The sequence below is a fragment of the Fundidesulfovibrio soli genome (assembly GCF_022808695.1).
Lineage (GTDB): Bacteria > Desulfobacterota > Desulfovibrionia > Desulfovibrionales > Desulfovibrionaceae > Fundidesulfovibrio > Fundidesulfovibrio soli.
Window position 1 is genome coordinate 504,036 of sequence record NZ_JAKZKW010000001.1, and the last position, 25,842, is coordinate 529,877.

General features: G+C 65.3%; 22 protein-coding genes and 1 riboswitch. Of the genes, 7 read left to right on the plus strand and 15 right to left on the minus strand.

Features of this window, described 5'->3' with window-relative positions; genetic code table 11:
* Positions 1-22: 22 nt before the first annotated feature.
* On the minus strand, positions 23-658 hold the full coding sequence (locus tag MLE18_RS02340; RefSeq protein ID WP_243367001.1) for a class I SAM-dependent methyltransferase: 636 nt from the start codon (positions 656-658) through the stop codon (positions 23-25).
* Positions 659-662: 4 nt separating this feature from the next.
* Positions 663-1,889 (minus strand): BtaA family protein, encoded by a 1,227-nt coding sequence (locus MLE18_RS02345; protein ID WP_243367003.1) that lies wholly within the window; start codon positions 1,887-1,889, stop codon positions 663-665.
* A gap of 152 nt (positions 1,890-2,041) precedes the next feature.
* On the opposite strand from MLE18_RS02345, the gene MLE18_RS02350 reads away from it, so the two are divergent.
* The 3 genes from MLE18_RS02350 (at position 2,042) to MLE18_RS02360 (ending at position 5,379) form a co-directional block, all read left to right on the plus strand.
* A complete protein-coding gene (locus MLE18_RS02350) occupies positions 2,042-3,586 on the plus strand; it encodes a DUF1800 domain-containing protein (RefSeq protein ID WP_243367005.1) in 1,545 nt (514 codons plus the stop codon).
* Between the two features lie 40 nt (positions 3,587-3,626).
* The gene (locus MLE18_RS02355; protein WP_243367007.1) at positions 3,627-4,853 is read left to right on the plus strand and encodes a DUF1501 domain-containing protein; all 1,227 of its coding nucleotides are present in this window, start codon (positions 3,627-3,629) and stop codon (positions 4,851-4,853) included.
* 103 nt (positions 4,854-4,956) lie between these two features.
* Positions 4,957-5,379: a hypothetical protein gene (locus tag MLE18_RS02360; RefSeq protein WP_243367008.1), complete on the plus strand. Its 423-nt coding sequence runs from the start codon at positions 4,957-4,959 to the stop codon at positions 5,377-5,379.
* A 191-nt stretch (positions 5,380-5,570) separates the two neighbouring features.
* Here MLE18_RS02360 and MLE18_RS02365 read toward each other — a convergent pair whose 3' ends face one another.
* The 3 genes from MLE18_RS02365 to MLE18_RS02375 are packed head-to-tail and all read right to left on the minus strand — an operon-like array spanning position 5,571 to position 9,414.
* On the minus strand, positions 5,571-6,347 hold the full coding sequence (locus MLE18_RS02365; protein ID WP_243367010.1) for a tRNA1(Val) (adenine(37)-N6)-methyltransferase: 777 nt from the start codon (positions 6,345-6,347) through the stop codon (positions 5,571-5,573).
* A 2-nt stretch (positions 6,348-6,349) separates the two neighbouring features.
* Positions 6,350-7,891, minus strand: a complete 1,542-nt coding sequence (gene murJ, locus MLE18_RS02370; protein ID WP_243367012.1) for a murein biosynthesis integral membrane protein MurJ — start codon at positions 7,889-7,891, stop codon at positions 6,350-6,352.
* A gap of 50 nt (positions 7,892-7,941) precedes the next feature.
* Positions 7,942-9,414, minus strand: coding sequence for a mechanosensitive ion channel family protein (locus MLE18_RS02375; RefSeq protein WP_243367014.1), 1,473 nt, complete (start codon positions 9,412-9,414; stop codon positions 7,942-7,944).
* A gap of 80 nt (positions 9,415-9,494) precedes the next feature.
* Here MLE18_RS02375 and MLE18_RS02380 point away from each other — a divergent pair, with 80 nt between their 5' ends.
* The gene (locus tag MLE18_RS02380; RefSeq protein WP_243367016.1) at positions 9,495-10,334 is read left to right on the plus strand and encodes a TatD family hydrolase; all 840 of its coding nucleotides are present in this window, start codon (positions 9,495-9,497) and stop codon (positions 10,332-10,334) included.
* 270 nt (positions 10,335-10,604) lie between these two features.
* On the opposite strand, the gene MLE18_RS02385 is transcribed toward MLE18_RS02380, so the two are convergent.
* The 7 genes from MLE18_RS02385 to hflK form a co-directional block, all read right to left on the minus strand.
* On the minus strand, positions 10,605-11,891 hold the full coding sequence (locus MLE18_RS02385; protein ID WP_243367018.1) for an ABC transporter permease: 1,287 nt from the start codon (positions 11,889-11,891) through the stop codon (positions 10,605-10,607).
* Positions 11,848-12,522 carry an ABC transporter ATP-binding protein gene (locus MLE18_RS02390; RefSeq protein WP_243367020.1) on the minus strand — a complete coding sequence of 225 codons (675 nt, stop codon included), beginning with the start codon at positions 12,520-12,522 and terminating at the stop codon, positions 11,848-11,850. Before MLE18_RS02390 ends, MLE18_RS02385 begins: the two co-directional genes overlap by 44 nt.
* 89 nt (positions 12,523-12,611) lie before the next feature.
* Positions 12,612-13,757, minus strand: a complete 1,146-nt coding sequence (gene tatC / locus MLE18_RS02395; protein ID WP_243367022.1) for a twin-arginine translocase subunit TatC — start codon at positions 13,755-13,757, stop codon at positions 12,612-12,614.
* The gene (gene secF, locus MLE18_RS02400; protein WP_243367024.1) at positions 13,754-14,842 is read right to left on the minus strand and encodes a protein translocase subunit SecF; all 1,089 of its coding nucleotides are present in this window, start codon (positions 14,840-14,842) and stop codon (positions 13,754-13,756) included. The genes tatC and secF overlap by 4 nt, the downstream gene beginning before the upstream one ends.
* 135 nt (positions 14,843-14,977) lie before the next feature.
* Positions 14,978-15,331, minus strand: a complete 354-nt coding sequence (locus MLE18_RS02405) for a hypothetical protein (protein ID WP_243367026.1) — start codon at positions 15,329-15,331, stop codon at positions 14,978-14,980.
* Positions 15,332-15,505: 174 nt separating this feature from the next.
* Positions 15,506-16,351 (minus strand): protease modulator HflC, encoded by an 846-nt coding sequence (gene hflC, locus MLE18_RS02410; RefSeq protein ID WP_243367028.1) that lies wholly within the window; start codon positions 16,349-16,351, stop codon positions 15,506-15,508.
* A 2-nt stretch (positions 16,352-16,353) separates the two neighbouring features.
* Entirely contained in the window at positions 16,354-17,424 is a 1,071-nt protein-coding gene (hflK, locus tag MLE18_RS02415; protein ID WP_243367030.1) for an FtsH protease activity modulator HflK, read from the minus strand.
* 36 nt (positions 17,425-17,460) lie between these two features.
* On the opposite strand from hflK, the gene MLE18_RS02420 reads away from it, so the two are divergent.
* Complete coding sequence (locus MLE18_RS02420; RefSeq protein ID WP_243367032.1) at positions 17,461-18,828, plus strand: phosphomannomutase/phosphoglucomutase; 1,368 nt, start codon at positions 17,461-17,463, stop codon at positions 18,826-18,828.
* A gap of 2 nt (positions 18,829-18,830) precedes the next feature.
* A complete protein-coding gene (locus MLE18_RS02425) occupies positions 18,831-20,114 on the plus strand; it encodes an efflux RND transporter periplasmic adaptor subunit (protein WP_243367034.1) in 1,284 nt (427 codons plus the stop codon).
* A 102-nt stretch (positions 20,115-20,216) separates the two neighbouring features.
* On the opposite strand, the gene MLE18_RS02430 is transcribed toward MLE18_RS02425, so the two are convergent.
* Positions 20,217-21,923, minus strand: a complete 1,707-nt coding sequence (locus MLE18_RS02430; protein WP_243367036.1) for an AIPR family protein — start codon at positions 21,921-21,923, stop codon at positions 20,217-20,219.
* Between the two features lie 179 nt (positions 21,924-22,102).
* Positions 22,103-22,888 carry a hydroxyethylthiazole kinase gene (gene thiM / locus MLE18_RS02435; RefSeq protein ID WP_243367039.1) on the minus strand — a complete coding sequence of 262 codons (786 nt, stop codon included), beginning with the start codon at positions 22,886-22,888 and terminating at the stop codon, positions 22,103-22,105.
* A 53-nt stretch (positions 22,889-22,941) separates the two neighbouring features.
* A riboswitch (TPP riboswitch) is annotated at positions 22,942-23,043 on the minus strand.
* Between the two features lie 137 nt (positions 23,044-23,180).
* Here thiM and MLE18_RS02440 point away from each other — a divergent pair.
* Positions 23,181-24,419, plus strand: a complete 1,239-nt coding sequence (locus tag MLE18_RS02440; RefSeq protein ID WP_243367041.1) for an MFS transporter — start codon at positions 23,181-23,183, stop codon at positions 24,417-24,419.
* A 225-nt stretch (positions 24,420-24,644) separates the two neighbouring features.
* Here the strand turns inward: MLE18_RS02440 and MLE18_RS02445 are convergent, their stop codons facing one another.
* Positions 24,645-25,826 (minus strand): tetratricopeptide repeat protein, encoded by a 1,182-nt coding sequence (locus MLE18_RS02445; RefSeq protein WP_243367043.1) that lies wholly within the window; start codon positions 25,824-25,826, stop codon positions 24,645-24,647.
* Between the last annotated feature and the right edge of the window lie 16 nt (positions 25,827-25,842).

Below are 25,842 nucleotides of genomic sequence, written 5' to 3' on the forward strand. Positions count from 1 at the left end.
AACTCCTCCCGCTCAACCGCTCCTAATCAGTGATCTTACGCACCCAGGCCAGGTAGGCGTACCCTCCGCGCACCGACTCCAGGTTCAGGTGCGCGCGCCCGGCGCGCTCCATGTTGCGCAGATACCCCAGCAGTTCCGGCCTGAAGCTCACCCCGAACAGATCCAGCCAGCGCGAATGCGCCCAGTGCAGCCATCCGGGCAGGCCGCCCTCTCCCCAGAAGTCCACCACGGCCAGGGTGCCGCCGGGCCGCAACAAGGCCCAGGCAGCCTCCAGGGCCGGGCCCCAGGCCGGAATCATGGACAAAGAATAGGAGAAGAACACCGCGTCGAAGGGCACGTCCGTGCCGCCGACGGCGCACCCGAGCCGCTCCGCCGGGCAGCAGATCAACTCCACTCCGCTGCCTTCGAGCTTCCTGCCCGCCGTCTCCAGCATCTTGCGGGAGATATCCAGCCCGCAGAGGCTCAAATCAGGCCGCAGGCGGCGCAACCGCTCCAGGTTGCGACCGGTGCCGCACCCCACCTCCAGCACGCGCCCGCACTTGGGCGCGGGCAGCTCCTCCAGCAGACGGTCGCGCCCGAGCAGATAGAAGCGGCGGGTGATGTCGTAAAAGTGGCGCTGCACCGCGTAGATGCGATCCATCTTCAGGGCGTGGTCCATGGTTTCACCCCGCGAAGCGGTAAAGGTGGAATCCCCCGTACAGGCAGGAGCGGTCCTGGGGGGTCAGCTCACGGCTGAGAGCCTCGTCGTAACGGAAACACGCCAAGAGCGCGGGCGGCAGCTGCCGTTCCAGGGGGGAGGTCTCCCCAGCGGTGCGGAAGATGACGCGCGCCCCGGACCGGGAGGTGCGGGCGATCTCGGCCCAGAGGCGGCCGAGCAGCTGCGGGGTCATCCAGTCCTGCGAATCCAGGAGCACGTAGCGGTCCAGGCTGCGGGCTGGCTGGCGCTCCAGCCAGTCGATCAGCGAGGCGTTGATCACCGTGGCGGCGGGCGCGGCCTCCTTGAGGGCCGGGAAGTTCTCGGAGCGCAGATAGGCGGGCAGCGCCGGGCTGTCGATCTTGTCGTAGCGCCGTCCGAAGGCCTGCCAGGCGAAGGGGTTGTCGGCCAGCGGGAAGCCGCAGGCCAGCTTCTCAACGCGTTCGCGGTAGGCCTCCAGCATGCCGCCCGGGCACTCGCGCTCCATGGCCTTGTACTGCTGCGGCGGCACGCCCAGGCTGTAGAGCACCGGCGCGAAGCGGGAGAGCAGCCTGGCCAGGGGCCCGGTGAACAGGGGCTCCAGCTCCTTCTTGAAGGCCTCGCGCTGCTCGTCGATGGTGCGGGCCTTGAGGATGCGCTGCGGGTCGCGCCCGGAGAGGCGGCAGAGGGTGCGCATCAGGCGCAGGAAACGGCCCATGCGGGCGTGCTCGTAGATGTTCTCCGCGAACATCTCGATGCGCGGCGCGCCCAGGAAGGAGCGCGCGCCCTGCCAGTAGGCGGCGGTGTCGCGCGGAAGGTGCGGTTCGATGTGGCGGGAGAAGGCCCAGACGTTGGCCTTGTCGTCGGCGCGGCCGAAGAAGCGGAAGAAGGCCTCGTGTGTGGGCAGGCGGCGCGCGGCCTCCAGCTTGAGGCGGCTCAGGTGCACGTGGTGGATGTTGAGGTCCACGGCGGTGACGGAGCCCGCGCCCCCGAGCAGGTAGTGGCAGATGTTGCAGCCGCCGGAAGCGATGGTCACCACGCGGTGGCCGGGTTCCAGCTCCAGGGCGTGAAGATCGACCCTGGGGTCCTCCCATATCTGGTTGTAGACGAAGCCGGAGAACCAGGAGACGAACAGGCGCTCCAGCACGCCCTGGCGGGAGAAGGCGGGGCTATGGCTGACGGCGGCCTTGAGCAGGCCTGCACAGGATTGCGACATGTGAACCCTCGGGGGAGCGATTTTCCTCCTTCTAGGCCCGAGGGGTTACGGAAGCGTGACGTAGGTGCGGCAATCGTTGCCGTGCGCGGCGTCGCGTCTCGCCGCGGCCGAAGCGATTGAATTTTGCCCACCTCCGGGGTAACAGCCTGCACATGTTCCTGAAACCGACGTCCGCCGCGCTGTGCTTGGCGATCTTGTTCCTCGTGGGGTTCGCTTCCCCGGGAGGCGCACAGGTTTCCGGCCAGAGGCAGACTCAAGGCAAGGAACAGGCCAAGGAGCAGGCCCAGCCGCAGGACGTGACGGCCCACGTGGTCAACCGCCTGAGCTACGGCCCCTTCCCCGGCGAGATCGAACGCGTGAAGGGCATAGGCCTGCAGGCCTACATAGACAGCCAGCTCGATCCGCAGTCCCTTCCCGAGCCCCAAGCCCTCAAGGACAGGCTGGCCGCCCTCAAGACCGCCTCCATGGACACGGTGCAGCTGTTCCGCACATACGGCCCCAAGGCTCCCGGAGGCCCGCGCCCCCACCCCACCATCGACGAGATCAACTCCGCGCGCGCCAAGGCCGCGATCATCGCCCGCGAAGCCGCCGAGGCCAAGCTCTGGCGGGCGATACTCTCGCCCAGGCAACTGGAGGAGCTGCTCTGCGATTTCTGGTACAACCACTTCAACGTCCCGGCCGCCAAGGGCCTGGCCCACCTCTGGGTGGGCAGCTATGAGCGCGAGGCCATCCGCCCCTTCGTGCTGGGCAAATTCGAGGACATGCTCCAGGCCGTCACCCGCCATCCGGCCATGCTCATCTACCTGGAGAACTGGCAGAGCGCCTCGCCCGAGAGCGCCGTCGGCAAGGGGCAGCAGCGCCCCCTGACCGAACTGCACGCCCGAGAGCTCCTGGCCGCGCACACCTTCGGGCCCGATGCCGTGCTCAAGCCCCAGGACGTGACCTCCCTGGCGATGATCCTGGCCGGGTGGAGCATCGGCGCGCCGCGCGGCCAGAACGACAAGAACGGCTTCCTCTTCGACGAGAAGCGCCACGACAACCGGGACAAGTCCTTCCTGGGCGCCACCATCAAGGGCGCTGGCATGGCCGAGGGCGTGGAGGCCCTGCGCATGCTGGCCCTGCACCCGCAGACGGCCAAAAACGTCTGCACCAAGCTGGCGCGCTTCTTCGTGGCGGACGACCCGCCCAAGCCGCTGGTGGAGGCCCTGACCAAGACCTACCTGGACACCAAGGGCGACCTGCGCCAGGTGACCCGCGCCCTGCTCACCGGCCAGGAGTTTCTGGGCGTGAAATACGCAGGAGGCAAATTCAAGAACCCGCTGCGCTACGTGGTCTCCATCGTGCGCGCCTCTGACAGGGGCGTGGGCGAGGTGCGCTCCCTGGCGGAGATCCTGGAGTGGCTCGGCATGCCCCTCCACGACGCCCCGGGCACCTCGGGCTACAAGGACGTGCGCGACGGCTGGCTCTCTGCCGAATCGCTGGTGAACCGGCTGGACCTGGCGGTCATGGCGGGCAAGGGCGCGCTCTCCTGCTGGGCGACCGGGCCGTGCGGCCCGCCCGCGCCGCTGGACCCCGAGGCCCTGCTCAAGACCATGGGGCTCACCCTGACGCCCGTGACGCGCCAGGCCGTGGACGCCGCCCCGGCGCAGCTCAAGGCCGCGATTCTGCTGGGCAGCCCGGAGGGGCAGCAATACTGATGGGTGCCGCAAACGCCACCAACGCCCTGGGAGCGGAATCATGAGACGCAGGCAGTTCCTCGCCGCCGGGGCGACGACCGCGCTGGCCTCGCTGCTGCCGCTGGGGCTCGGCTCCGATGCCTTGGCCCAGGGCGGCGAATCCAAGCGCCTGATCGTCATTTTCCTGCGCGGCGGCCTCGACGGCCTCTCCGCCCTGCCCCCGCAGGACGACCCCATCTACTGCCGCTGCCGCCCACGAACCGCCATCCCCCCAGCCGGACAGGAAGGCGGCGCCCTGGCCCTGGCGCCCGGCTTCGGCCTGCACCCGGCCCTGGAGCCCCTGCTGGAGCCCTGGAAGGCGGGGCTGCTGGCCTTCGTTCCCGCCTGCGGCCTGCCCACGCCCCTGCGCAGCCACCCCGAGGCCCAGAAGGCCATGGAGAGCGGCAACCCGCGCGAACCACACGTGCGCGACGGCTTCTTCGCCAGGCTGCTGCCCCTGCTGGGGCCGGGAGCCAAGGGGCTCACGCTTTCCCCCTCGCCGCCCATAATCAGCCAGGGCAGGCCGGGCTTCCAGCAGATCAAGCCCACGGGCTTCCCGCCGCCGCTGTGGCGCATCGAGCGCCCTGAGGCGTTCACATCCTTCGACGCGATCTACGGCAAGGCTCCCGAGCCATGGGGCCGCAACTACCGCCAGGCCCAGATCGTGCTCAAGAACCGCCTCACGGAGATGGACCGCGAGATGACCGCGGCGTCATCAGGCGCGCCCTCGGTGCACGCCCTGCCGGACATGGCGGGCAAGATCGTCGCCTACCTGGGCCAGAACCCCGCTACGCGGCTGGTGTACGCGGCCTTCGGCGGCATCGACGCCCACTTCGACCAGGGCGCGGCCAAAGGCCGCCTGGCGGACGCCCTGGCCTCCATCGGCAAGGGCGTGGCCGCATTGGCCAAGGCCCTGGGGCCTGACCTCAAGGACACGATGGTGCTGGTGATGAGCGAGTTCGGCAGGAGCCTGCGCGAGAACGAATACGGCGGCACGGAGAACGGCCACGGCACCGTGCTGATGGCCCTGGGCGGTCCCACGGCGGGCGGCGCGCTGCACGGCGCGTGGCCTGGGCTGTCGCCGGAAAAACTCTCCGACGGGCTGGACCTGGCCGTCACTGTGGACTACCGCGAGGTGCTGGCCGGTGTGGTCACCGCCCATTTCGGACTGGGCCTCGAGGCCGTGGCCCAGGCTCTGCCCGGCTACACGCCTGACGGTTCCGTTCAGCCCCTCTTCCGCCGGGGCTGAAGCCCTAAAGATTCTCCTGAAACTGCCGACCAGTTTCCTTGGGAAGCGAGCGCGCCATGCGGCGCGGCTTGACATGGATGTCCTCAAGCCCAAGGAGTTGCACATGGCCAAAGTTCTTTCCCTGCGTGAATTTACGCGGGGCAGGTCGGGCGCGGTCCAACAACCGCGGTTCGACGGGCCGGGCGGCGAACCCTACATCAACGACAGCCAGGTCTGGTCCAAGGACTACAGCAAGCTGGAAAACGTGGTGTTCGGTGTTCTGAAGATCCGCGAGGTTCTCAACTATTACCTGTATTACGACGACGTCTGGACCTATCTCATCCTCAACCTTCTGGACGCGGCCGCCATGTCCAGCCCCGGGGACCACGCCGAACTGACGGAGGCGGTGGCGCAGATGCGCAACTACATCCTCCAGGCGGTGGACGCGGGCAACAGGAAGAACATGTACGCCGCGCTGCTCATCCTGGACCTGATCGCCAAGGCCCCCGGGTTCAAGGCGCAGGTCATGGGCCTGCCACAAGACTAGAGGGCGTTCCAAGCGCCCTGCACGACGCGCATACCCTGCGAGGGACGCCATGACGGGCGGTTCCCTCGCGGGCGTGCGCCGGCCTCGCGGCCACTGGCCGCAGCGTACGAAAAGCGGCTGCGGTCAGCGGGCATGATTATGCCTCCGCGCCAGCATCCGATCCCCTCGCTAATTCACATCGTCGGGAAGACTCAGGAAATGGAACAAGACCGCGCCTTGGCGTTGGCCGCCAGGAACGGGCAGAACTCCAGGGCCTGGGCGCTCAGGGCGGTCTCCTCCCCGCGCCCGGTGTAGAGTTCCAGGGGAGGCTCGATCGTGGTTTCGCTTCCGCCGTTCTTCACCGCTTCGAGCAGGATCAGGCGCGCGGGCTCGTCCAGACGGGAGTGGACCATGCGCAGCCGCTTGGGCGCCAGGCGCGCCTCAATGCAGGCGCCGAGCAGCTCCCCCAGGCGCGCCGCCGGAAAAATCATCCCCAGCGTCCCTCTGTTGGACAACACCCAGAAGGCCGCGGCCAGGAAATCCTCCAGGCCTCCCCGGGCTTCGAAGCGCGCCAGGGTGCGCGCGGCATCCCTGCATGGCTGGCCCGTGCCCAGGATCCTGTAGGGCGGGTTGGCCAGCACGAGCCCCCTGCTCTCCGGGGTCAGGCCGTCCCGCGCGGCGCGGATGTCAAAGGTCCGGGCCTCGAACCTGTCCTCAAGGCCCAGCAGCCGGGCGTTTTCGAGGGATGATCCGGTCATGGCCGGGTCGATGTCCAGCCCTAAGCAGGAGCGCAGCGCGGGGTGGAGCATCAGGGCCGCGAAGGAGGCCACGCCGCAGCCCGACCCCAGGTCGGCGGCGGCCACGTTGCGCTTGGGCCTGACAAAGGCGGCCAGCAGCAGCGGATCGAGGGAGAAGCGGTAGCCCCCCTCGGGCTGGCGCAGCCCGTTGGGGAAGGCATCCCGGGCCAGGCTTGCGGCTTCTCCGCCCATGCCTAGGCCGCCTTCTTTCCCCGGGCGAGCCTGCGCCACACGAAGCCGGTGAGCAGTTTCGCCTCCTCCACGCGCAACGCGGAGGCCAGCAGCAGGTAGGCCACGGCCCAGAAGGCGATCAGGGCCAGGGCGGCGTATTTGTTCACGGGCGTAAGCCAGGCCCCCAGGCCGATGAGCAGGCTCAGGGCGGCGCTCACGGCCACGCCGCGCCCCATTTGCGCCCAATCACCAAGATGCGAGCGCAGGGCGCGCCAGAGCAGCCAGACGTTGAGCCAGGAGGAAAGCGAGGTGGCCAGGGCCAGCCCGGTATGGGACATGGGGAACATCAGCGCCGCAGCCAGGGCGATGTTCACCACCACGCTGATGAACCCGGCGCGGACCGGGGTTTTGGTGTCGTGCAGGGCGTAGAAGGCCGAGACCAGGGGCCGCACGCAGGCGAAGGCGGGCAGGCCCACGCAGTAGGCAACCAGGGCCTGCGCCGTGGCCTGGGCGGCCTCCGGCGTGAAGGCCCCGCGACCGAAGAGCACGTCCACCATCGGCGCGGCCAGGGCCATGAGCCCCGCCGTGGCGGGCAGGCAGATGAACAGCGTCAGGCGCAGGGAGGCGTTGAGGGTGCGTGTGAACTCGCCGTCCTCGCGTGTCGCGGCCAGCCGGGAGAGGCTCGGCAGGGCCACGGTGCCAACGGCCACCCCGAACACCCCCAGGGGGAACTGCACCAGCCTGTCGGCGTAATACAGCGCCGAGATGGAGCCCGCCGCCAGGAACGATGCCAGCAGCGTGCCCACCACGATATTGAGCTGGTAGATGGCCGCGCCGAACACCGTGGGCAGCATCAGCCTGCCCATGCGCACAACTCCCGCGTCCTTGAAGGACCACGGCCCGAACCACCTGAAGCCGAAACGCCTGAGCGTGGGCACCTGCAGGTAGATCTGCCCGAAGCCGCCCACGATCACGGACCAGGCCAGGGCCTGGGGCACGTCCAGCCCGAAGAGCCAGGCCACGCCCGCGCCCGCGATGATGACGGTGTTGAGCTCGCTGGTGGCCAGGGCCGGCGTGAGGAAGTGGCCCATGGAGTTGAGCGCGCCCATGCACAGGGCCACCACGGAGATCTGGATGATGTAGGGGAACACGATGCGCACCAGATGAACAGTCAGCTCCATCTGGTCCGGGTTGCCCGCGAAGCCCGGGGCGATGAGCAGGGTCAGCGGGCGGGCGAAGACGATGGCCAGCGCCGAGACCACGCCCAGGATCAGCAGCAGCCAGACCAGGGCCGAGCGCGTCATGGCGAAGGCGGCCTCGTCGCCCTCCTCACCGCGCAGCTTGGAGAACACCGGCACGAAGGCCATGGTCATGGAGCCCTCGGCGAAGAGCCTGCGCAGGGTGTTGGGCAGCCTGTAGGCCACGTAGAAGGCGTCCGCGGCGGGCCCGGCCCCAAGGACGTAGGCGACGATGACGTCGCGGAAGAAGCCCAGCACCCGCGAGAGCAGCGTGGCCCCGCCGACGATGCCCGCGTCGCGGGCGATCTGTTTGACGTGTTCTGACATGGCGGGCCGCACCTTAGGTCAATCGTGCGGAGGCGTCTACGCTCCGGGGATCACCAGAAAATCTTTCTGAAGCGTTCGAACAGGCCCTCCTCCGCGGCTTCCTCCGAACTCCCCAGATCCTTCCGGTTGGCCTGCTCGCGCGCCTTGAAGATACGGGTGATGTTATCCATGAGCATCTGATTGTGCTCGAGCACCGTACGGAAGGCCTCGCGATCGATTTCGAGGCAGGTGGTGTTTTGCGTGGCTACCACGTCGGCGGTTCTGGGTTCGCCGGTCAGCAGGGCCATCTCGCCGAACATGTCGCCCTGCCCCAGCTTAGCCAGTTCCTTCTCGCCAACCCGCACGGACACGGCCCCGTCCGCGATGATGAACATGGTCGTGCCGCTCTGGCCCCTGGTCACAATGAAGGCCCCGGGCAGATAGGCGCGCATGCCCGCAAACTGGGCCAACAGCTCGAGCTCGCTGGCGTGCATACCGGCGAAGAGGCCCGCCCCGCCGAGAAGCTTCACCAGATCCGCCGAGGGATGCGGGCAGGGGTGCTCCTGCTCCTGCAGCATCACGCGCCGGGGAGCCGGGAACTCGATGCCCAGCTTGCGGAACTCGTACCAGGCCCCGGCCAGCACTTCGCTGCGGGCGGCCACCGTGTCCTCGTAGTCGGCCACGTAAAAGACCGCCCTGAATACCATGTGATCCTGCCCTATTTCGGCCAGGCGCACGCGCGGGGCGGGCAGCGGGGCCACAAGGCGGGATCGGCGCAGCACGTCCTCCAGGGCGCTCATGACCTTCACCGGCGGCGCATGCAGCGGCGCGGGCAGAGAGACCACCGCGTTCACCTGCGGAATCGGCTGGGAGATGTTCTGCAGCCGCTCCTTGGCGATGGCGTTGTTGGGGATGAGCACCTGGTTCTGGGTGAAGGTGACCAGCTTGGTGTAGCGCCAGGTTATCTCAGCCACCTGGCCCTCCTGGTCGCCCACCTTGATCCAGTCGCCCACCTGGAAGGGCTTCTCGGTCTGGATGAGCAGGCCGGAGAACAGGCTGCCGATGGTATCCTGCATGGAGAGGCCCACCACGGCGGTGAGTATGGCCGAAGAGGTCATCAGCGAGCCCACGTCAACGCCGAGGATGCCGTGCAGGCCAAGCCCCGCCAGGGCCACCATGCCCAGGAAGGATATCAGGGAGAGCAGGATCTTGTTGACTGGGCGGCCCTTGATGCGGGCCATGTACATGCCGCCGTACACGTCGTGCAGGAAGGCCCGGAACGCCAGCCAGGCCAGCAGCACGTACAGGGCGGACACGGGGGCCTGGAACAGGCCCAGGAGCACGCGGGATTCCAGCAGGCGAAGCGCCCCCAAGGCCGCCAGCCATTTGCCCAAGGACAGCGCTCCCGCGGCGCCCTTGTCGCTGTAGCGCAGCTGCAACAGGTGCATGGCCACGGAGAGCGTGGCGAGAGCGGCGATGGACACCAGGGCGGAGACGGAGGCCTGCGAGAACGCATTCATGGCCTGGGTCAGCGGATATTCCATGGCGCGCACTCTATCCGGCTGATGCCGCAAGGCAACGATTTTTTCTTGCCCGCGGCAGCACGCTGCGATACCGCCCCCTGGTGTCGAAAAGCAAAGCCAACCGCCCCCTGCCCGAATCCCTGGGCCTGCCGTGCGTCGGCGTGGAGACCCACGCCCATCTGGACTACAAACGCCTGGACCCGCAGGAGCTGCCCCTGGTGCTCGCGCGCGCCCGCAATGCCGGCGTCGATCTGATCGGCAACGTGTTCCTGGGCGTGGAGGCATACGCGGCCAACGCCCCGCTCATGCGCGCCCACCCCGAGATATTCTTCCTGCTGGGCGTCCACCCCAACGACGCCGCCGAAACCGACGTGGCCCGCGTGGCGGACATGGCCGCCCTCTTCGCCGCCGACCCGAACCTCAAGGCCCTGGGCGAGATCGGGCTGGACTACTACTGGAAGGACACCCCGCCCGAGCTGCAGAAGCGCCTCTTCCGGGAGCAGCTGGCCCTGGCCCGCGAGATCGGCATTCCCGTCGCCATCCACAGCCGCGACGCCGCCGAGGACACCCTGGCCGTGCTGGACGACTCCGGCATGGAGGGCGAGCGGGTGCTCTGGCACTGTTTCGGGGCCGGGCCCGACCTGGCGGCCGAGCTGATCCGGCGGGGATACACCATCTCCATCCCCGGTCCGGTGACGTATGCGAAGAACGAGGAGCTGCGCCGGGCAGTGGCCGGGATCGAGCTCTCGCGCATGGTGCTGGAGTCAGACGCGCCCTTCCTCACCCCGGAGCCCTACCGGGGCCGCCCCAACGAACCGGCCTACACCGTGTTCACTGCACAGGAAGTGGCGCGGATCAAAGGGCTGGACACCGCCCAGGTGTGGCGCTCCACGGGGGACAACGCCCGCAGGTTCTACGGGCTGCCGCCAGCGGGGCAATGAATGCGGCCGTAGGGGGATGCCTCCGGCGGCCAAAGAGGGCGCCGCCCTCTCTGGACTCTCCCGCCAAAGGAACTTCGTCCCTTTGGAATCCTCCATTGCTTCGCATCCTTGGATGCTCCCGCGTTCTTCATGCGGGAGCCTTCTGTTTTTGGAATGCGTCAGGTGTGTGCCGAGCCGGGACGTGTCGACAGCGACCAGGGCGAAGCTGAAAGGGAGTGCAGAGGGACGAAGTCCCTTTGCCCGCCGGAGGCCCGTCTCCCCCTATCTCCCTCACTCTCCCCCGCGCAGGGCCTCGATGGGGTCCATTGCGGCGGCGCTCCTGGCAGGCTTCAGCCCAAATATCAAGGCGATGGCCAGGGCCGAGGCCAGGGCCAGCAAAAACAGCTTCAGCGACAGCCTGATCTCCAGAAGCCCCAGCTTGGTCAGCAGTTGCCCCATGCCTATGCCCAGGGTCATCCCCGCCACCGCACCTATCAGCGTCAGCCAGACCGCCTCGGACAGGAACTGCAGCGTGATGTCCAGCGAGGTGGCCCCCATGGCCTTGCGCAGACCGATCTCCTCCTGCCGCTCGCTCACGGAGAGGAACAGCAGGTTGGCCAGCACGAACCCGCCCACGATCATGGCCGCGCCCGCCGTGATACCCAGGAAGACCATGATCCCGCCGGTGATCATGGTCAGGAACTTGAGCACCTCGCTGGCTGAGATGACGCTGAAATCGTCCGGCATGTCGTCGCCCAGCCTGTGCAGGTGCCGCAGCAGGGATTTGAGGCTGGCCAGATGGTCATCCATCAGCTCTGGCTCCAGGAACTTCACGCGAAGCCCCCGGAAATACTTGCGTTCCAGGTTGAAGCGCTGGGTGAGCGTGGTGATGGGCATGATGAGCCTGTCATCCACGGAGACGCCCCCGCCGCCCGGGGTGAAGCCTCGGTAGGCCAGCCTGCCCACCACCTGCACGGGCAGGTCGCCAGCGAGGAGGACCTTGCCGATGGGCGATTCGTCCCCGAAGAGTTCGCGAGCCGGCGCATCGCCGATGAGGCAGACCTTGGCCGAGTGGAGCACGTCCTCCTCGGAGATGTCGCGCCCCTCCACCAGGGGCCAGTTCCAGGCCCTGGCGTAATCGGCGGTGGTGCCCACGATCAGCGGGGTGACCATGTTGCGGTTCTCGTAGCGCAGGGTCACGGCCTGCTTGGCGCGCATGGGCGTGACCAGGTAGGCCCCGGGCAGGGAGCGCTCGATGGCGCGGGCGTCGTCCCAGGTCAGGGTCAGGGTGCGCTGGCCCACGGCGCGGGTCTCGATGTTGCCGCCGAAGACCAGCACCGCGTCCGGGCCGAACCACTCCACGATCTCCAGGGCCTTGCGGCGCGCGCCGTCCACGGCGGCGATGATGATGGTCAGCGCGGCGATGCCAAGGGCCACGGCCAGCACCACAAAGGCCGAGCGCAGCTTGTAGGCCATGAGCGCCCCCCAGGCCGCGCCCTGCGCGCGCAGGACGCTCCTGGCCAGGCGCAGTGCCTCAGGCGATGGTGCCGTCCTGAACCAGGACGCGGCGCTTGGCATGGCTGGCGGTCTCCTCGTCGTGGGTGACAACGATGATGGTCTTGCCTTGGCCGTTCACCTCGGCAAAGAGGCTCATGATCTCGGCGGATGTCTTGGAATCGAGCTGCCCGGTGGGCTCGTCGGCCAGGATCAGGTCAGGGTCGTTGAGCATGGCCCGGGCCAGGGCCACGCGCTGCTGCTGGCCGCCCGAAAGCTGGGACGGCTTGTGGCGCATCCTGTCCGCCAGGCCCACCTGGGCGAGCAGGTGCTCGGCGCGCTGGCGCAGCTGGTGCTGGGGGGCCGGGCTGTAGAGGCCGGGCAACAGCACGTTGTCAAGCGCGGTGGCGTAGGGGATCAGGTAGAAGCTCTGGAACACGAAGCCGATGGACTGGTTGCGCAGGCCGGAAAGTTCGTCGTCGGAGAGGCCGGAGACGTCGCTCCCGCGCAGCAGGTAGCGCCCGGCCGTGGGCCTGTCCAGCAAGCCGATGATATGCAGCAGCGTGGACTTGCCTGAACCGGACGGCCCCTGCAGGGCCAGGAACTCGCCGGCCCCGATGTCCAGGGAGACGTCACGCAGCACCACGGTGGGCGTTTCCGCGATGCGGTAGGTCTTGTCCACGTGCTCCAGACGGATGAGCGGGTCGCTTGGCATGGCGGGGATAGTGCCAGATGGCGGCGGCGAGGTCGAGCCCCTGGGGCCTGAAAGAGTTCGCGCCGGGGGAAGGCCCCCGGCGCGTGCGGTTATTTCTTGGGTTTGCCGTCCGGCTCGGCGGGTGCTTCCGCCGGTTTCGGGGCATCGGGCTTGTCCGGCCCGGGCGCAACGGGTTCGGCCACTAGCTCGGCCGAAGGCTCCGCCGTCTGGGGTGAGGTTTCGCCGTAGGCGAGTTCGGCAGCCGTGTGGGCTTCCTGATCGGCCTGAGCCACCTCGCGGACTTCCTCCATTTCGGCGGCAGCTGCCTCGGGGGCCTGTCCGGGCGCGGGCTCGGGGCTGGTGTCAGGTGCGGCCTCGGGCGCGGCTTCGACAGCCGTTTCGGGAGATGCCTCGGGAGCCTGTTCGGGCGCGGCCTCGACAGCAGGCGTCTCGGCGCCCTGCTCCACGGCGGGCTGCCCCTCTTCGGGCTGCTCCTCGGGGGCCGGGGGCGTCGGGCGCTTGCCGAAGAAGTAGGCCACCCAGATGCCCACCTCGTAGAGGACGACCATGGGCGCGGCCATGAGAATCTGGTTCACCACGTCCGGGGTGGGGGTCAGCACGGCGGCGATCACGAAGAAGATCACGATGGCCCAGCGGCGCTTGGCGCGCAGCCACTTGTGGTCCACCACGCCGAAGCGCGCCAGGAAGAAGATGAACACCGGCATCTCGAAAATGATGCCGAAAGCGAAGAGCAGCCCCAACGCCAACGAGTAGTATTCAGAGAGCTTGGGCTGCAGCGTGATGATGTCCGAGGCGTAGTTGGCCAGAAACGTGAATCCGAAGGGGAAGACGATGAAGTAGCCGAAACAGGCTCCGGCCACGAAGCAAAGGGCCGTGAAGAAGGCCACGGGGATGGCCAGCTTGCGCTCTTCCTCGTAGAGGCCCGGGGCGATGAAGCTCCATATCTGATAGAAAATGTAGGGGCTCGCCAGGAATATTCCGCAGACGAAGGCCGCTTTCATGGAGACAAAGAAACCTTCCGTGAGCCCTGTGGTCTGGATGACGCTGGCAGGAGGCAAAACCTCCTTCAAGGGCTTGAGCATCACATCCAGGATTTTCTCGGCAAAGGCGAAGCACGCGGCGAAACCAATGACCGCCGCGAAAATGACCCGGATGAGCCGCGTGCGCAGCTCCTCCAGGTGGTCCAACAGGCTCATCTCATGGCCGGGACCGTTCGCTTCGGGGATGGGGCTCACGCCTTGCCGCCTTCGGCCGCGCCCTGCTCGTCCTGCTGGAAGGAATCAAGGCCGGAGCCCAGGTCCACCAGGATGGGCGAGGCCACGAACACGGAGGAGTAGGTGCCGGTGATGATGCCGATGATCATGGCAAGGGCGAAGTCCTTAAGCACGGAGCCGCCGAACAGATAGAGCGCGGTCACGGTGAAGATCGTGATCAGCGAGGTGAGCATGGTGCGCGAGAGGGTCTGGTTCACGGCGTCGTTGATGACCTTCTCGAAGGGCTCGTCCTTGGCATGGCCAAGGCGTTCGCGGATGCGGTCGTACACGATGATGGTGTCGTTGAGGGAGTAGCCCAGGATGGTCAGCAGGGCCGCCACGATGGTCAGGTCGAACTCGATGCCCAGGATGGAGAAGATGCCGATGGTGATGAACACGTCGTGCACGTCCGCCACCAAGGCGCCCAGGGCGTACTTGAGCTTGAGCGCCCAGCACAGCACCAGGGTCACGAGGATGGCCGCGATGATCAGGTAGCCGGTGGAGAGGCCGAAGTGGCGCAAGGCCCACATGGCCGAGGCCAGGCCCGCGCCCATGAGGCCTGCGGCCATCCAGCGCTGCTCGAACCGGCCGGAGATGTACACCGCGATGATGACCACCGCATAGAAGATGGCGTTGAGCGCGCCGGCGCGCAGGTCCTCGCCGACCTTGGGGCCGACGACCTCCACGCGCTGCACCTCGAAGGCGCCCTCGCCCATTTCGGCCTTGAGGGCCTTGTCCACCCTGGAGCGGACTTCCTCAAGGGGTTCGCCCTTCTCGGCGGCGCTGATCAGGAAGGAGTTGTCCTTCTCCTGGCCGAGGCGCTGCACGGTCAGGTGGGGCAGCCCGGCCGCGTCCAGGGGTTTCTGGATGTCGCCGGCGGAGACGGCCTTGGCGAACTTGAGCTGGACGGTCATGCCGCCAGCGAAGTCGACGCCGTACTTCGGCCCGCCCCTGGCCACGAGCGAGACGACGCCCGCCAGCACCAGCAGCAGGGACAGAACGTAGGCGTAGCGGCGGTAGCCGAGAAAATTGAAATTGATGTTCGGCTTGATCAGCTCAAAACCCATGAGGATCCCCCAAAGCGGAAATGACGCCGGAAGCGGCGTAAGCAGAATGAAATCGGTCTTTTCTAGGGCAATGTCAAGTGCCCCGGGTCTGGGTGGCGGCGCGCAGAAAGTGGAGGACGGTCTGACCGGGTGGCATCAGCCCTTTTTCTGGGCTTTTTTGTTTTGGTCCTTGCCGGAGTCGCGGTTCTGGTCTTTGCTGGAATCCTTGGAGGCCGTCTTGGCCGGGGCCTGTTTGCGGTTGTTCAGGCCCTGCAGGCTCTTCACCACCTTCTTGGAGGGGGCGGCACGTTCGGTGAGGTCCGGCCGGGGGCTGATGCCCCTGAAGTCGTCCTCGGGGCTGTTCAGGGGCGTAGGGTCAACAGGCTCCACCCGATTGAGGTCCACAAGCCTGGTCATGGCCTGGACCCCTTCGGCGGAGCAAAGCTGGCCGCCCTTGACGAGCAGCGCCAGGAACAGCCCGAGCAGCAGGATGAGACGAAGATTGAACACCCGGAGGCACTCCTTGTCGGTCCCGGCCGGTCTCACCGGAATCCGGCGGACGGCCCAATGCGGGGAGGACCCGCATCGGATACACCCGGCCCGCACCGATGGCAAGGAAGACATGCCCCGTTGGGGATTACCATTTCATGAAAAAAAGCGGGGGCTTCGCAGCCCCCGCTCTCTCTACTTGAGATACTTGAGGAATCCAGATCCGGGCGTGAGCACCACCCGGCTGTTGTCGTGCAGGGACTTGCGGTAGGCCTCGAGGCTGCGCATGAACCCGTAGAACTCGGGGGACTGGCCCAGGGCCTCGCTGTAGACGCGGGTGGCGTCGGCGTCGCCCTGGCCGCGCAGGGTTTCGGAGGCCTTGTTGGCGTCGGCCAGCAGGATGGTGCGCTCCTTGTCCGCAGTGGACTTGATCTTGGCGGACTCCTCCAGACCCTCGGAGCGATAGAGCTTGGCCTGGCGCTCGCGCTCGGAGCGCATGCGCCCGAAGATGGCCTTCTCGTTCTGGGGGGGCAGGTCCGTGCGTTTGACGCGCACGTCCATGATCTGCAGGCCGTAGGGCTTCACAGTCTCGTTGACGTTGCTGGTGACCACCGCCATGATTTCAGCCCTCCGGGAGGAGACGACTTCCTTCATGGAGTAGCTGCCGATGGCCACGCGGACCTCGGCGTAGATCAGGTCGTCCAGGCGGGCCTTGGCCCGCTCGACGGTGCGAAGCGTCTGGTAGAACTGCAGGGGGTCGATGATGCGCCACTTGGCGTAGTTGTCCACCACCAGGGTTTTCTTCTCCTTGGTGAGCACCTCGGCGGAGCTGGCCTCGTAGCTGATCACCCGGGAATCGATGAGCACCACGTTCTGGATGAAGGGCAGCTTGAAGTGCAGCCCCGGCCCCAAGGTTTCGGACACGGGCTTGCCCAGCTGCAGCAGGATCGCCTGCTGTGTCTCGTCCACGGTGTAGACGCACTGCATGGCCACAATGGCGGAAAGCAGCAGGGAGCCGATGACAATGACTAAGCTCCTCATGGCTATTTCCCCCCCTTGTCGCCGGATTTCACCCGGCCCTGGCGGTCAAGCGGCAGATACGGAACAGCATGCTTGAGCGCTTCGTCGCTCATGATGATCTTCTCGAGGTCCGGGTTGGAGAAGATCTCCTCCATGGCCTCGATGAAGAGGCGGTCGTGGGTGATGTCCTTGGCCTTGTTGTACTCCGCCAGCATGGCCAGGAAGCGGGACGCCTCGCCCTGGGCCTTGCGGACCACCGACTCCCTGTAGGCCTGGGCGTCGTTCAGCACGGACGCGGCCTGGCCGCGCGCCTTGGGCAGGATGTCGTTGGCGTAGGATTCGGCCTCGTTGATGAAGCGGTCCTTGTCCTCCATGGCGCTGGCCACGTCCTTGAAGGCCTCCATCACGTCCTTGGGCGCGTGCACGTCCTGGAGCTGCACGGCCACAACGGTGACGCCGGAGTTGTAGCGGTCCAGGATGGATTGCAGCAGCTCCTTGGTGGTGTTCTGGATCTCCAGCTTGCCGGAGGTCAGCACGGAGTCGATGGTCTTGTTGCCGATGACCTCGCGCATGGCCGCCTCGGCCGCCGCCTTGACCGTGGGCACCGGCCTCTGGAGGCGGAAGAGCCACTCCACGGGGTCGCCGATCTGGAACTGCACGATGAACTGCACGTCCACGATGTTGTCGTCACCGGTGAGCATCAGGGCCTCTTCGGGCACGCCCCGGTACTGGAAGCTGCCGTCCTGCTTCATCCCGGCGGTCACGTAGCCCACCTCGATCTTCTGGACCTCAGACACTTTAGGCTTCAGCACGCTTTCCACCGGGAAGGGGATGTGGTAGTGAGGCCCCGGGCCGGTGGTCCGGTCGTAGGCGCCGAAACGCTTGACCACGCCCACCTCGCCCGGCTCCACGATGTAGATGCCCGAAGCCAGCCAGAGCAGGGCCACGATGATGAAGATCACCTTCGGCCCGCCGGGGATGTTGAAATTGAATTCGCTCAGACGCTTGAACTCATCGCCCAAGCCCTTGAAATCAGGCCCCGAGCCGAATTGGCGTTGCCTTTTGTCCTGCAATTTTTCCCAATCCCAGTTCATCTGAAACTCCCTAGAAGGTACAGACCGGAACCCGATATGAAGCCCATCGTTCCAGACATTTTCAGAGCATACGACATACGGGGAATCGTCGACAAGGACTTTGACCCAGGTTGGGTGGAGGTTTTTGGCCGCGCCTGCGGGGCCTACTTCCTCAAGAACGGCTACCGGCGCGCCGTAGTGGGCCACGACGCCCGCCTGAGCTCCCCCGAATACCAGCTGCGCCTGGCCCAGGGCCTGGCCTCCACCGGAGTGGACGTTATCCTCGTGGGCATGGTCTCCACGCCTGTGTGCTATTTCGCAGCCAAACACCTCGGCGTCAATGCGGGCGTGATGGTCACGGCCAGCCACAACCCGCCGGAGTTCAACGGCTTCAAGGTCATCGCCGGGCCGTCCACAATTTACGGCGACGAGATCCAGGCTCTCTACGCCCTCATGGCGGCGGGCGACTTCCCCACGGGCGCGGGGCTCATCTCCACCCACGACGTGCTGCCCGCCTACATCGAGGAGCTTACCAGCCAGGTGAAGCTCTCGCGCCCCCTCAAGGTGGTGCTGGACGGCGGCAACGGCGCCGGCGGGCCGGCCACGGCCGCCGTGCTGCGCGGCATCGGCGCCGAGGTGGTGGAGCTCTACTGCGAGCCCGACGGCAACTTCCCCAACCACCACCCCGACCCGGTGGTGGAGAAGTACATGACCGACCTCATCGCCAAGGTGCAAAGCGAGGGCGCGGCCTGCGGCATCGGCCTGGACGGCGACGGCGACCGGCTGGGCGTGGTGGACGAGACGGGCCGCCTGCTCTTCGGGGACCAGCTGCTGGCCATCTACGCCCGCGAGACCCTCAAGGATTTCCCCGGAGCCACCGTCATCGGCGAGGTCAAGTGCTCGCACCTGACCTACAAGGACATCGCGGCCCACGGCGGCGACCCGGTCATGGGGGCCACCGGCCACTCGCTGATCAAGGCGCGCATGCAGGCCACCGGGGCCAAGCTGGCGGGCGAGATGAGCGGGCACATGTTCTTCGCGGACCGCTACTACGGCTTCGACGACGCCACCTACGCGGCCATGCGCTTCCTCGAAGTGTTGGACCGCCACCCCGAGGCCACGGCGGGCACCCTGCTGGCCGACTGGCCCAGGACCTACAACACCCCCGAGATCCGCTTCGACTGCCCCGACGCCATCAAGTTCGACGTGGTGCGCCGCGCCCAGGAGTATTTCCGCTCCCGCTACGACATCATCGACGTGGACGGCGCGCGCGTGGTCTTCCCGGACGGCTGGGGCCTGATCCGGGCCTCCAACACCCAGCCGGTGCTGGTGCTGCGCTTCGAGGCCGAGAGCCCCGAACGCCTGGCCGGGATCAGGGCGCTCATCGAGGAGCCCCTGGCCGGCTGGATCAAGGAAATGAGCTGACCGTGCTGCGCAGGCATTGGAAATGGTTCGCCCTCGCGGCGCTGCTGGCCGCCGTGGCCCTGGCTGTCTGGCGGCCCGGCATGCAGGACCGCGAGGCCAAGGTGCTGGCCACGGCCGAGGTGCGCCAGGGCGACGTGCGCAAGGTGCTCCAGGCCACGGGCATCGTGAAGGCCCAGGTCGGGGCCATCGTGCGCATCGGCGCGCGCGCCACCGGCACCCTCAAGGAGATGCACGTGCGCGTGGGCGACGCGGTGAAGGCCGGGCAGACCATCGCCGTCATCGACGATCGCGAACTGCAGGCCCAGCGCGAGGAGGCCCAGGCCAAGCTGGAGCGCGCCCAGGCCGAGAAGCAGCGTGTGGACGACGTGTATCCACGGCGCATCGCCGAGGCCGACGCCCAGCTCAAGCTGGCCGAGGCCCAGTGGGACTACGCCAAGGCCAACGCCGCCCGCCAGACCCAACTGCTCAAGCAGAACCTGGTGGCCCGCGACACCCAGGAGGCGGCCATGCGCGAGGAGCTGGTCACCGCCAACACGGTGCGCGCCCGCAAAGCAACGCTGGACCTGAACAAGACCGAATTCATCAAGGAGAAGGTCAAGGCGGACAAGAGCGTGGAGGAGGCCGAGGCCGGGCTTCAGACCATCGTCACGCGCATCACCTACACGCGGATAGTCTCGCCCATCGACGGCGTGGTCAGCCAGGTCAGCACCCAGCAGGGCGAGACCGTGGTGGCGGGCCTGCAGGTGGCCAACCTCATCACCGTGCTGGACCCCACCCGCCTTGAAATGTGGATCTACGTGGACGAGACCGACGTGGGCCAGGTGAAGCCGGACATGCCCGTGGAGTTCCGCGTGGACGCCTACCCGGACACGACGTTCACAGGCAGCGTGGGGACCATCTACCCCCAGCCGGAGATCCGCGACAACATCGTCTATTACCAGGCGCTCGTGCGCCTGAGCGCGGAAAACGCCACCCGCCTGCGCCCTGAAATGACCACCCAATGCCAGATCGTGGTGCAGAAGAAGCAGGGCGTGCTGGTGATCCCCAACTCGGCGCTCAAGTGGGTGGACAACAAGCAGACGGTGTTCCTGGTGCGGGACGGCAAGGCGGAGAGGGTTTACCCTGAACTCGGACTGGCCGGGCTCAACGAGACGGAAGTGCTGTCGGGGCTGAGCGCGGGGCAGTTGGTGGCCACGCAGATCGTGCTGCCCGGCGCGGCCAAGAAACCCGCGCCCGCGCAGAGCGGAGGGCAGCAGCAGTCAGGGCCGCCGCCCATGAGGCGATAAAGAACCCACTTGGGCAGAGATTCATAACGTACTAATCATGCACCCAACAAAACCGTAGGCTTTTATCATGTCAAAATAAGCGTTGTTAATCTCAGAATGTCATTATTTTTGAGAATCCATGATTGCAGCAATAGCCTGCTTACGATGCTTCTCAATCAGAACCTTACCCAATTCATTCCCTTTGGCCACCTGATCGTTCCCTCCTAAGCGAACATATTCAGACCAGACCTCTTCGGCGACGGGAAGAACGCTTTCTTTGGAAACCAACGCTATATCGATATTGGCAATCTGCTGCACACCTGGATTGGGCAAATGCGTTTGACCTAAAGTCCAAACAGCCGAGACATAAAACAATAGATTATTGAGATGCTTGCGATATTCTTCTCCTGCATGCTGCCTTAGTACCTCGGAAATCATTTGAACGATAAGAGGGCATTTCAAATAGATATCAATCGGATAGTCCGCGTTGAAAATACGTCGGTAGGCTTCTTCGTTCTTAATGAGACTCGATGGGCGGGCCCGTGCATTTCCAGGGTCGGACAAAGCGCAAGCCATCACTGATTGCGCTACGAAAGGGATGCCGAAAATTTTCTTAATTGGCTTGCCGATGTTTTTATAGTAATTTTTCCGGCGATCATAATAAAGCCCTTTTGAATAAAGATACTCCTCGATGTCACGATGAATCTTGTCTGTCGCCCTCAATGAAGATGGCGGGATTGGGGTTTGGCTGTTTGTAGCCTTTATTATACGATCGCGACTTTCTTGACTTTGTGGCTTTAATACTCTGACCAATAAGTTCCTTGGTTCCTTAGAGACATCTTTGGCGTGCAATGCATTGAATATTTCCCTCGACGACTGAAGACCATTGACGATCTCTGCGTCTTTAATCGTCAACACCTTGCCACTCAAGCTTGCATCAGAACATATCAAAGAAACCCCATTATTAAGCCACCAAAAATCTTCAGTTGGCGCCTCCTCTAACGTCCTACGTATCTCACCATTTACTTCTGTTTTACCTTGATAATCCCTGACATTCCCTTCGAACAAATGGGACCTTAGATGCCCAGCCTCATCTGTGATAAATGCAAGATAGTCCCTCAACGAGACGAGACAGACAAATCCTTCTTGACCTGTCGAGATTGGGTTTTCAGCTAACCTTAGACTTGTAGATAGCGACGGACTACGCCGAGCGTTTGCAAGTAAATTTGATGCGGTTATGAATTTAAATGAAAATGTCGACGGGTTAAAGAGCCCTTTGATGGTTTGTTCGAGCGCAGGAACCTTTCTTTCAACATTATTATGAACTTCAAGCCCTTTTGTAACATAGTAATATTCAAATGATACACTTGGAAATTTAGATGTTAACGCGAGAAAAGTTCTCCTAAAACCAGCAACACGATCAAGAAGCGATTTATTATACACTGTCGAAAGCGCTTTCACATCTTTTCCTAAATCAAATATGTCCCTTGCGCTGCTAATCATCTTATCAATTGCCGACTCACTGAAACTTTGCGAAGTTTTAGACTGTATTAATGCCAGTCGAAGATGAACACCTTTTTTAAGTAAAGATACATCAATATCATCATTGAATGGTACGTCATTAATGAAAAAGAAGAATGAGTCTATTCCTCCATCCCCACCCCCATCAACTACACCAGATGTAAGCTCTTCGTATGACAAATCATCATCTTTGAGGGCTTGTTCAGCAGAAAATACTTCAAAATATTCTTCCTCACTCAAACCTTGTCCGACTTCTGACAACCGCTGATCCAACAATTGACCTAACAATATCAAGTCATTACTGGACATACCCACTCCCTTGTTTATCCTTAAAGCCAATTAAGTTAGCAAAGCCTTGGGAAGCATACCCATTACAACACCAAAAATTCTAATTGCCCCACCCATACCATAGCATCAGCAAAATTCAAACACGATTTATCCACATTGATTCTACTGCTAATATATATCCAATCATAAACGTCATATGCTCAACCGTTTTCGCGCTCAGCACGCCCGAGCCCGTACAACCCGTCCAGAAAACCAACCTGCAACGACCCCGGCCCCTTGACCCCGGCGGCGGCCTTGCCCCCGCATTCCCCCATCACGGCCATGGCGTGCAGCGTAGCCGTGAAGGCGTCCGCGTTCACGGCCAGGAACGCCCCAACCAGCGCGGTGGCCGTGCAGCCCATGCCCGTGACCAGCGTCATCATGGGGTGCCCGCCCTCCAGCAGGTGCACGCGCTCCCCGTCCGCCACCACGTCCACGGCCCCGCTCACGCACACGGCGCAACCGTGCCGCTGGGCCACCGCCTTCGCGGCCTCCACGGCCTGGACGCTCTCGTGGACGCTGTCCACGCCCTTGGACGATGCCTCAATCCCAGCCAGGAAGAGAATCTCCGAGGCGTTGCCCCGGATGGCCGCCATCTTGACTTCCTTAAGCAGCTTCGCGGCCAGCTCGCGCCTGAAGCTCGTGGCCCCGCAGGCCACGGGGTCGAAGGCCACGGGCACCCCGGCGGCGTTGGCGGCTTTGCCCGCCGCCAGCATGCTCTCCACATAGGCGGGCGCGGGGGTGCCCATGTTCAGCACCACGGCGGAGGCGAACCCGGCCAGTTCTGCCGCGTCCGGGGCGGCGTGGCTCATGGCCGGGGAGGCCCCCAGGGCCAGCAGGGCGTTGGCCGTGACGTTGGTGACCACGTTGTTGGTGACGGAGAGCACCAGCGGGGCGCGCTGGCGGATGGCGGCGATGTCTGAGCGGAGTGCTGCGCGGTCGATCATGGGCGGGCTCCTTGGCGGAGCGCCGGGTGGTTCGGGGATGTGCCGGGCCTCAGGCCGCCCGGGGTCCGATTCCCTCCGGCAGTCCGAACTGCGTCAGGTTCAATGGGTATGATCTCAGTTCCGGCGTCGAAGCCGGAACACCCCAATCGGCGAACGCAGGCTAGCCCCGCGACCGCATCTATGCAAGCGTCCGGAAGGAACGCGGGGAGAAAATCCTTCGCCCCGCTGCGTGTTGACTTGCACCGCCCCAGGGCGTAGCGGCCCGCATTCACAGCACCCACCGGACCGGACAATGAATCCTCCCAACACTCCAGACGCCCCCGGCCAGAGCCAGGCCCAGGACCAGGCCCCGACGACCCTCTTCAGCTTCGGGTTCATCGGCCTGTGCCTGCTCATCTTCCTGGCCTACTGCAACATCACGGTCTACTACAGCCTCTACGTCCACCTCGCGAACATCGGCATCCCCGAGGGCTGGCGCGGCTTCCTGATCGGCAGCTCCTCGCTGGCCACCATCGCGTGCTACCTGGTGCTGAGCCCCTTCATGACCAGGCGGCGGGCCGCGGCCTGCGCCATCGCGGGGGCGCTCACGCTCATGGCCTGCGGCTCGGGCTACCTGTTCCTGCAGAGCCCCGGCGGCATCCTGGCGCTGCGCCTGGCCAACGGCCTGGGCATCTACCTGATCATGGCCGCCTCCATGACCCTGCTGGTCTCCCTGATCCCCTCGGGGCGCAGCGGGCAGGCCTTCGGGCTCTATTCGGTGGCCATCCTGCTGCCCTACTCCATCGTGCCCAGCGTCTTCGACGCCCTGGGCCCGCGACTTGGCTCGCTGGCGAACGGCTACACCATCATGTCGCTGTGCCTGGTGCCCGCCATGGCCGTGGTCTTCGTGGTGGGCAGGCGGCGCAAGGCCGACTCCCGCCCGGAGCCCTCCGTGAGCCTGCGCGACATGTACGCCAACGCCGCCCGGCCGCGCATCGCGCTGCTACTTTGCATCAACGCGCTCTACATCGTCGGGTTCTCGTCCATGTTCTTCATGGCCAAGGGATTCTTCGAGTCCAAGGGATTCCAGGGGGTGGGGTTCTTCTTCACCATGCAGATGGTCTGCATGATCGTGCTGCGCCTGATGGCCAACAGGCTCTTCGACAGGGTGCGCAAGCTGCGCCTGGTCCGGCTGAGCTTCGCGCTCACCGCCGCCGGGTTCGTGATGCTCACCTGGGCCCAGGGGCTCGGCATGGTCTGCGCCTCGGCCCTGCTGCTGGGCGTGGGCATGGGCCTGAGCTCGCCCGCGCTCTACGGGCTGATGTTCACCATCTCGGACGAGCGCTACCGGGCCGTGAACTCCAACCTGATGACCATGTCATTGCAGACGGGCAGCTTCCTGGGCCCCATGATCGGCAGCGAGGCCGTGCACCTGCTGGGCTACGCCCACTTCCCCCTGGCGAACGCCGCCGTGATCCTGGCCGGGGCGGCCGTGAGCTTCATCATCGTCGCCCGCCGCTTCGACCCTGACGGCGCCGCCGCAAGGGCCTAGCAGCCTGTTGAAAAAACTCCGCTGGCTGCGTTGCCTCGAAAAAGTCAAAACCTCGCGTAGGCGCGCTACGCGTCTGCCTTGACTTTTTCGAGCGCCTTGCCAGCGAACTTTTTGAACAGGCTGCGGGAAACTATTTCAGCGGTCACCCAGCCCCAAAAAGAAACCGGCGGAAGGTTTCCCCTCCGCCGGTTCTCCTGAGAGTCCGCAAGCAACTAAGAGATGCTGCTAGGCGGCGTAGTTGCGGCGCATCTTATGCAGACCCTCGGTGACCACCCCGGCCACGTAGAGCACGGCGTTGAGCATGCTGGGGATGGCGTCCGGGATGATGGGGCCGGAGGGCTTGTCCTCCAGGACGCGGACCACCTCACGCTCGCCCCAGACCTTTCCGGTCCAACGCTGGTAGAGGTCCTGGGCCTCCTCCTCGTGGGCGTCCAGCCGCAGGGCCTGGGTCACGGCCTTGGCGGCCAGGGCGGGTTCGCGCTTGAAATGGTAGGCCTTGGCCAGCTCCAGGTGCCCCTTGGCGTTGTCCGGGTCCAGGCGCAGGGCGTTGCTCAGAGCCATGACCGCACCGTCCCAGTCCATCTCGCGGGCCAGGCGCATGCCCAGGCTCAGGAACGGGTTGAAGCCGCTGCGGTCGTTCTGCAGGATGCTCACGAATTCCTTCTTGTAGTGCTCGAAGCGCTTGGTGCGGGCGCAGATGTCCGCGGCGCGGGTCATGGCCTTGCGGTAGCGCACCTCGTCGCCCAGGGCCTGCCAGCAGCGGGCCAGGCCCAGATGCGCCTCGTACATGAGCTCGCTCAGGCGGGCGGCGGTGGTGAAGGCCGAGACCGCCTGGCTGTACTCCTCGCGCTCCAGCAACTGCAGGCCGCGCTCGTAATGGTGCCGGGCCTCGTCCGTGGTCTCCAGGGTCTTCTCCAGGACCTCGACGGCCTCCTCGGCCTGCCCTTCCTCGATCAGCGCCGTGCAAGCGGCCACATTGCCCAGCTCCGAGCGCAGGCAGGAGCCGACCTTGCGGGCCAGGGCCAGATGCTTGAAGAAGGTATCCAGGGTGTAGGGGCGCAGCATGAAGCCCACGCAGCCCAGGCCGATGGCCTCCAGCACGCGTTCGCGGCTCACGGAGCGTCCGATCATGACCACGGGGATGGATGCGAAGCGCGGGTCCGCCTTCAGGGTGCGCATGAAGTCCCAGCCGGTGCCGTCGCAGAGCACGTCGTCTATGAAGACCACGTCGGCCCCGTGCTTGCGGAGGTGCTCCAGGGCGCTCTTGCCGCCGGGCACGGCGCGCGAGAAGGGGATGCGGGCGTTCTTGAGGCTCAGGCGGTCAACCCTTGCGTGGCCTTCGCTTGCGCTGACAACCAGTGCGGAGCGCAGCAGGGGCTGGGAGTCGGGAGTCTTGTAAGCGTACATGGCAAACCTCGCTTCG

What these genes read in the sequence shown, in the direction of transcription:
- MLE18_RS02440 (WP_243367041.1), top strand. Translation starts at nt 23,181, where the DNA reads ATGAATCCTCCCAACACTCCAGACGCCCCCGGCCAGAGCCAGGCCCAG.
- hflK (WP_243367030.1), bottom strand. Translation starts at nt 17,424, where the DNA reads ATGAACTGGGATTGGGAAAAATTGCAGGACAAAAGGCAACGCCAATTC.
- thiM (WP_243367039.1), bottom strand. Translation starts at nt 22,888, where the DNA reads ATGATCGACCGCGCAGCACTCCGCTCAGACATCGCCGCCATCCGCCAG.
- MLE18_RS02420 (WP_243367032.1), top strand. Translation starts at nt 17,461, where the DNA reads ATGAAGCCCATCGTTCCAGACATTTTCAGAGCATACGACATACGGGGA.
- MLE18_RS02345 (WP_243367003.1), bottom strand. Translation starts at nt 1,889, where the DNA reads ATGTCGCAATCCTGTGCAGGCCTGCTCAAGGCCGCCGTCAGCCATAGC.
- MLE18_RS02375 (WP_243367014.1), bottom strand. Translation starts at nt 9,414, where the DNA reads ATGGAATATCCGCTGACCCAGGCCATGAATGCGTTCTCGCAGGCCTCC.
- murJ (WP_243367012.1), bottom strand. Translation starts at nt 7,891, where the DNA reads ATGTCAGAACACGTCAAACAGATCGCCCGCGACGCGGGCATCGTCGGC.
- hflC (WP_243367028.1), bottom strand. Translation starts at nt 16,351, where the DNA reads ATGAGGAGCTTAGTCATTGTCATCGGCTCCCTGCTGCTTTCCGCCATT.
- MLE18_RS02360 (WP_243367008.1), top strand. Translation starts at nt 4,957, where the DNA reads ATGGCCAAAGTTCTTTCCCTGCGTGAATTTACGCGGGGCAGGTCGGGC.
- MLE18_RS02365 (WP_243367010.1), bottom strand. Translation starts at nt 6,347, where the DNA reads ATGGGCGGAGAAGCCGCAAGCCTGGCCCGGGATGCCTTCCCCAACGGG.
- MLE18_RS02385 (WP_243367018.1), bottom strand. Translation starts at nt 11,891, where the DNA reads ATGCCAAGCGCCGCGTCCTGGTTCAGGACGGCACCATCGCCTGAGGCA.
- secF (WP_243367024.1), bottom strand. Translation starts at nt 14,842, where the DNA reads ATGGGTTTTGAGCTGATCAAGCCGAACATCAATTTCAATTTTCTCGGC.
- MLE18_RS02355 (WP_243367007.1), top strand. Translation starts at nt 3,627, where the DNA reads ATGAGACGCAGGCAGTTCCTCGCCGCCGGGGCGACGACCGCGCTGGCC.
- MLE18_RS02445 (WP_243367043.1), bottom strand. Translation starts at nt 25,826, where the DNA reads ATGTACGCTTACAAGACTCCCGACTCCCAGCCCCTGCTGCGCTCCGCA.
- MLE18_RS02390 (WP_243367020.1), bottom strand. Translation starts at nt 12,522, where the DNA reads ATGCCAAGCGACCCGCTCATCCGTCTGGAGCACGTGGACAAGACCTAC.
- MLE18_RS02350 (WP_243367005.1), top strand. Translation starts at nt 2,042, where the DNA reads ATGTTCCTGAAACCGACGTCCGCCGCGCTGTGCTTGGCGATCTTGTTC.
- MLE18_RS02430 (WP_243367036.1), bottom strand. Translation starts at nt 21,923, where the DNA reads ATGTCCAGTAATGACTTGATATTGTTAGGTCAATTGTTGGATCAGCGG.
- MLE18_RS02340 (WP_243367001.1), bottom strand. Translation starts at nt 658, where the DNA reads ATGGACCACGCCCTGAAGATGGATCGCATCTACGCGGTGCAGCGCCAC.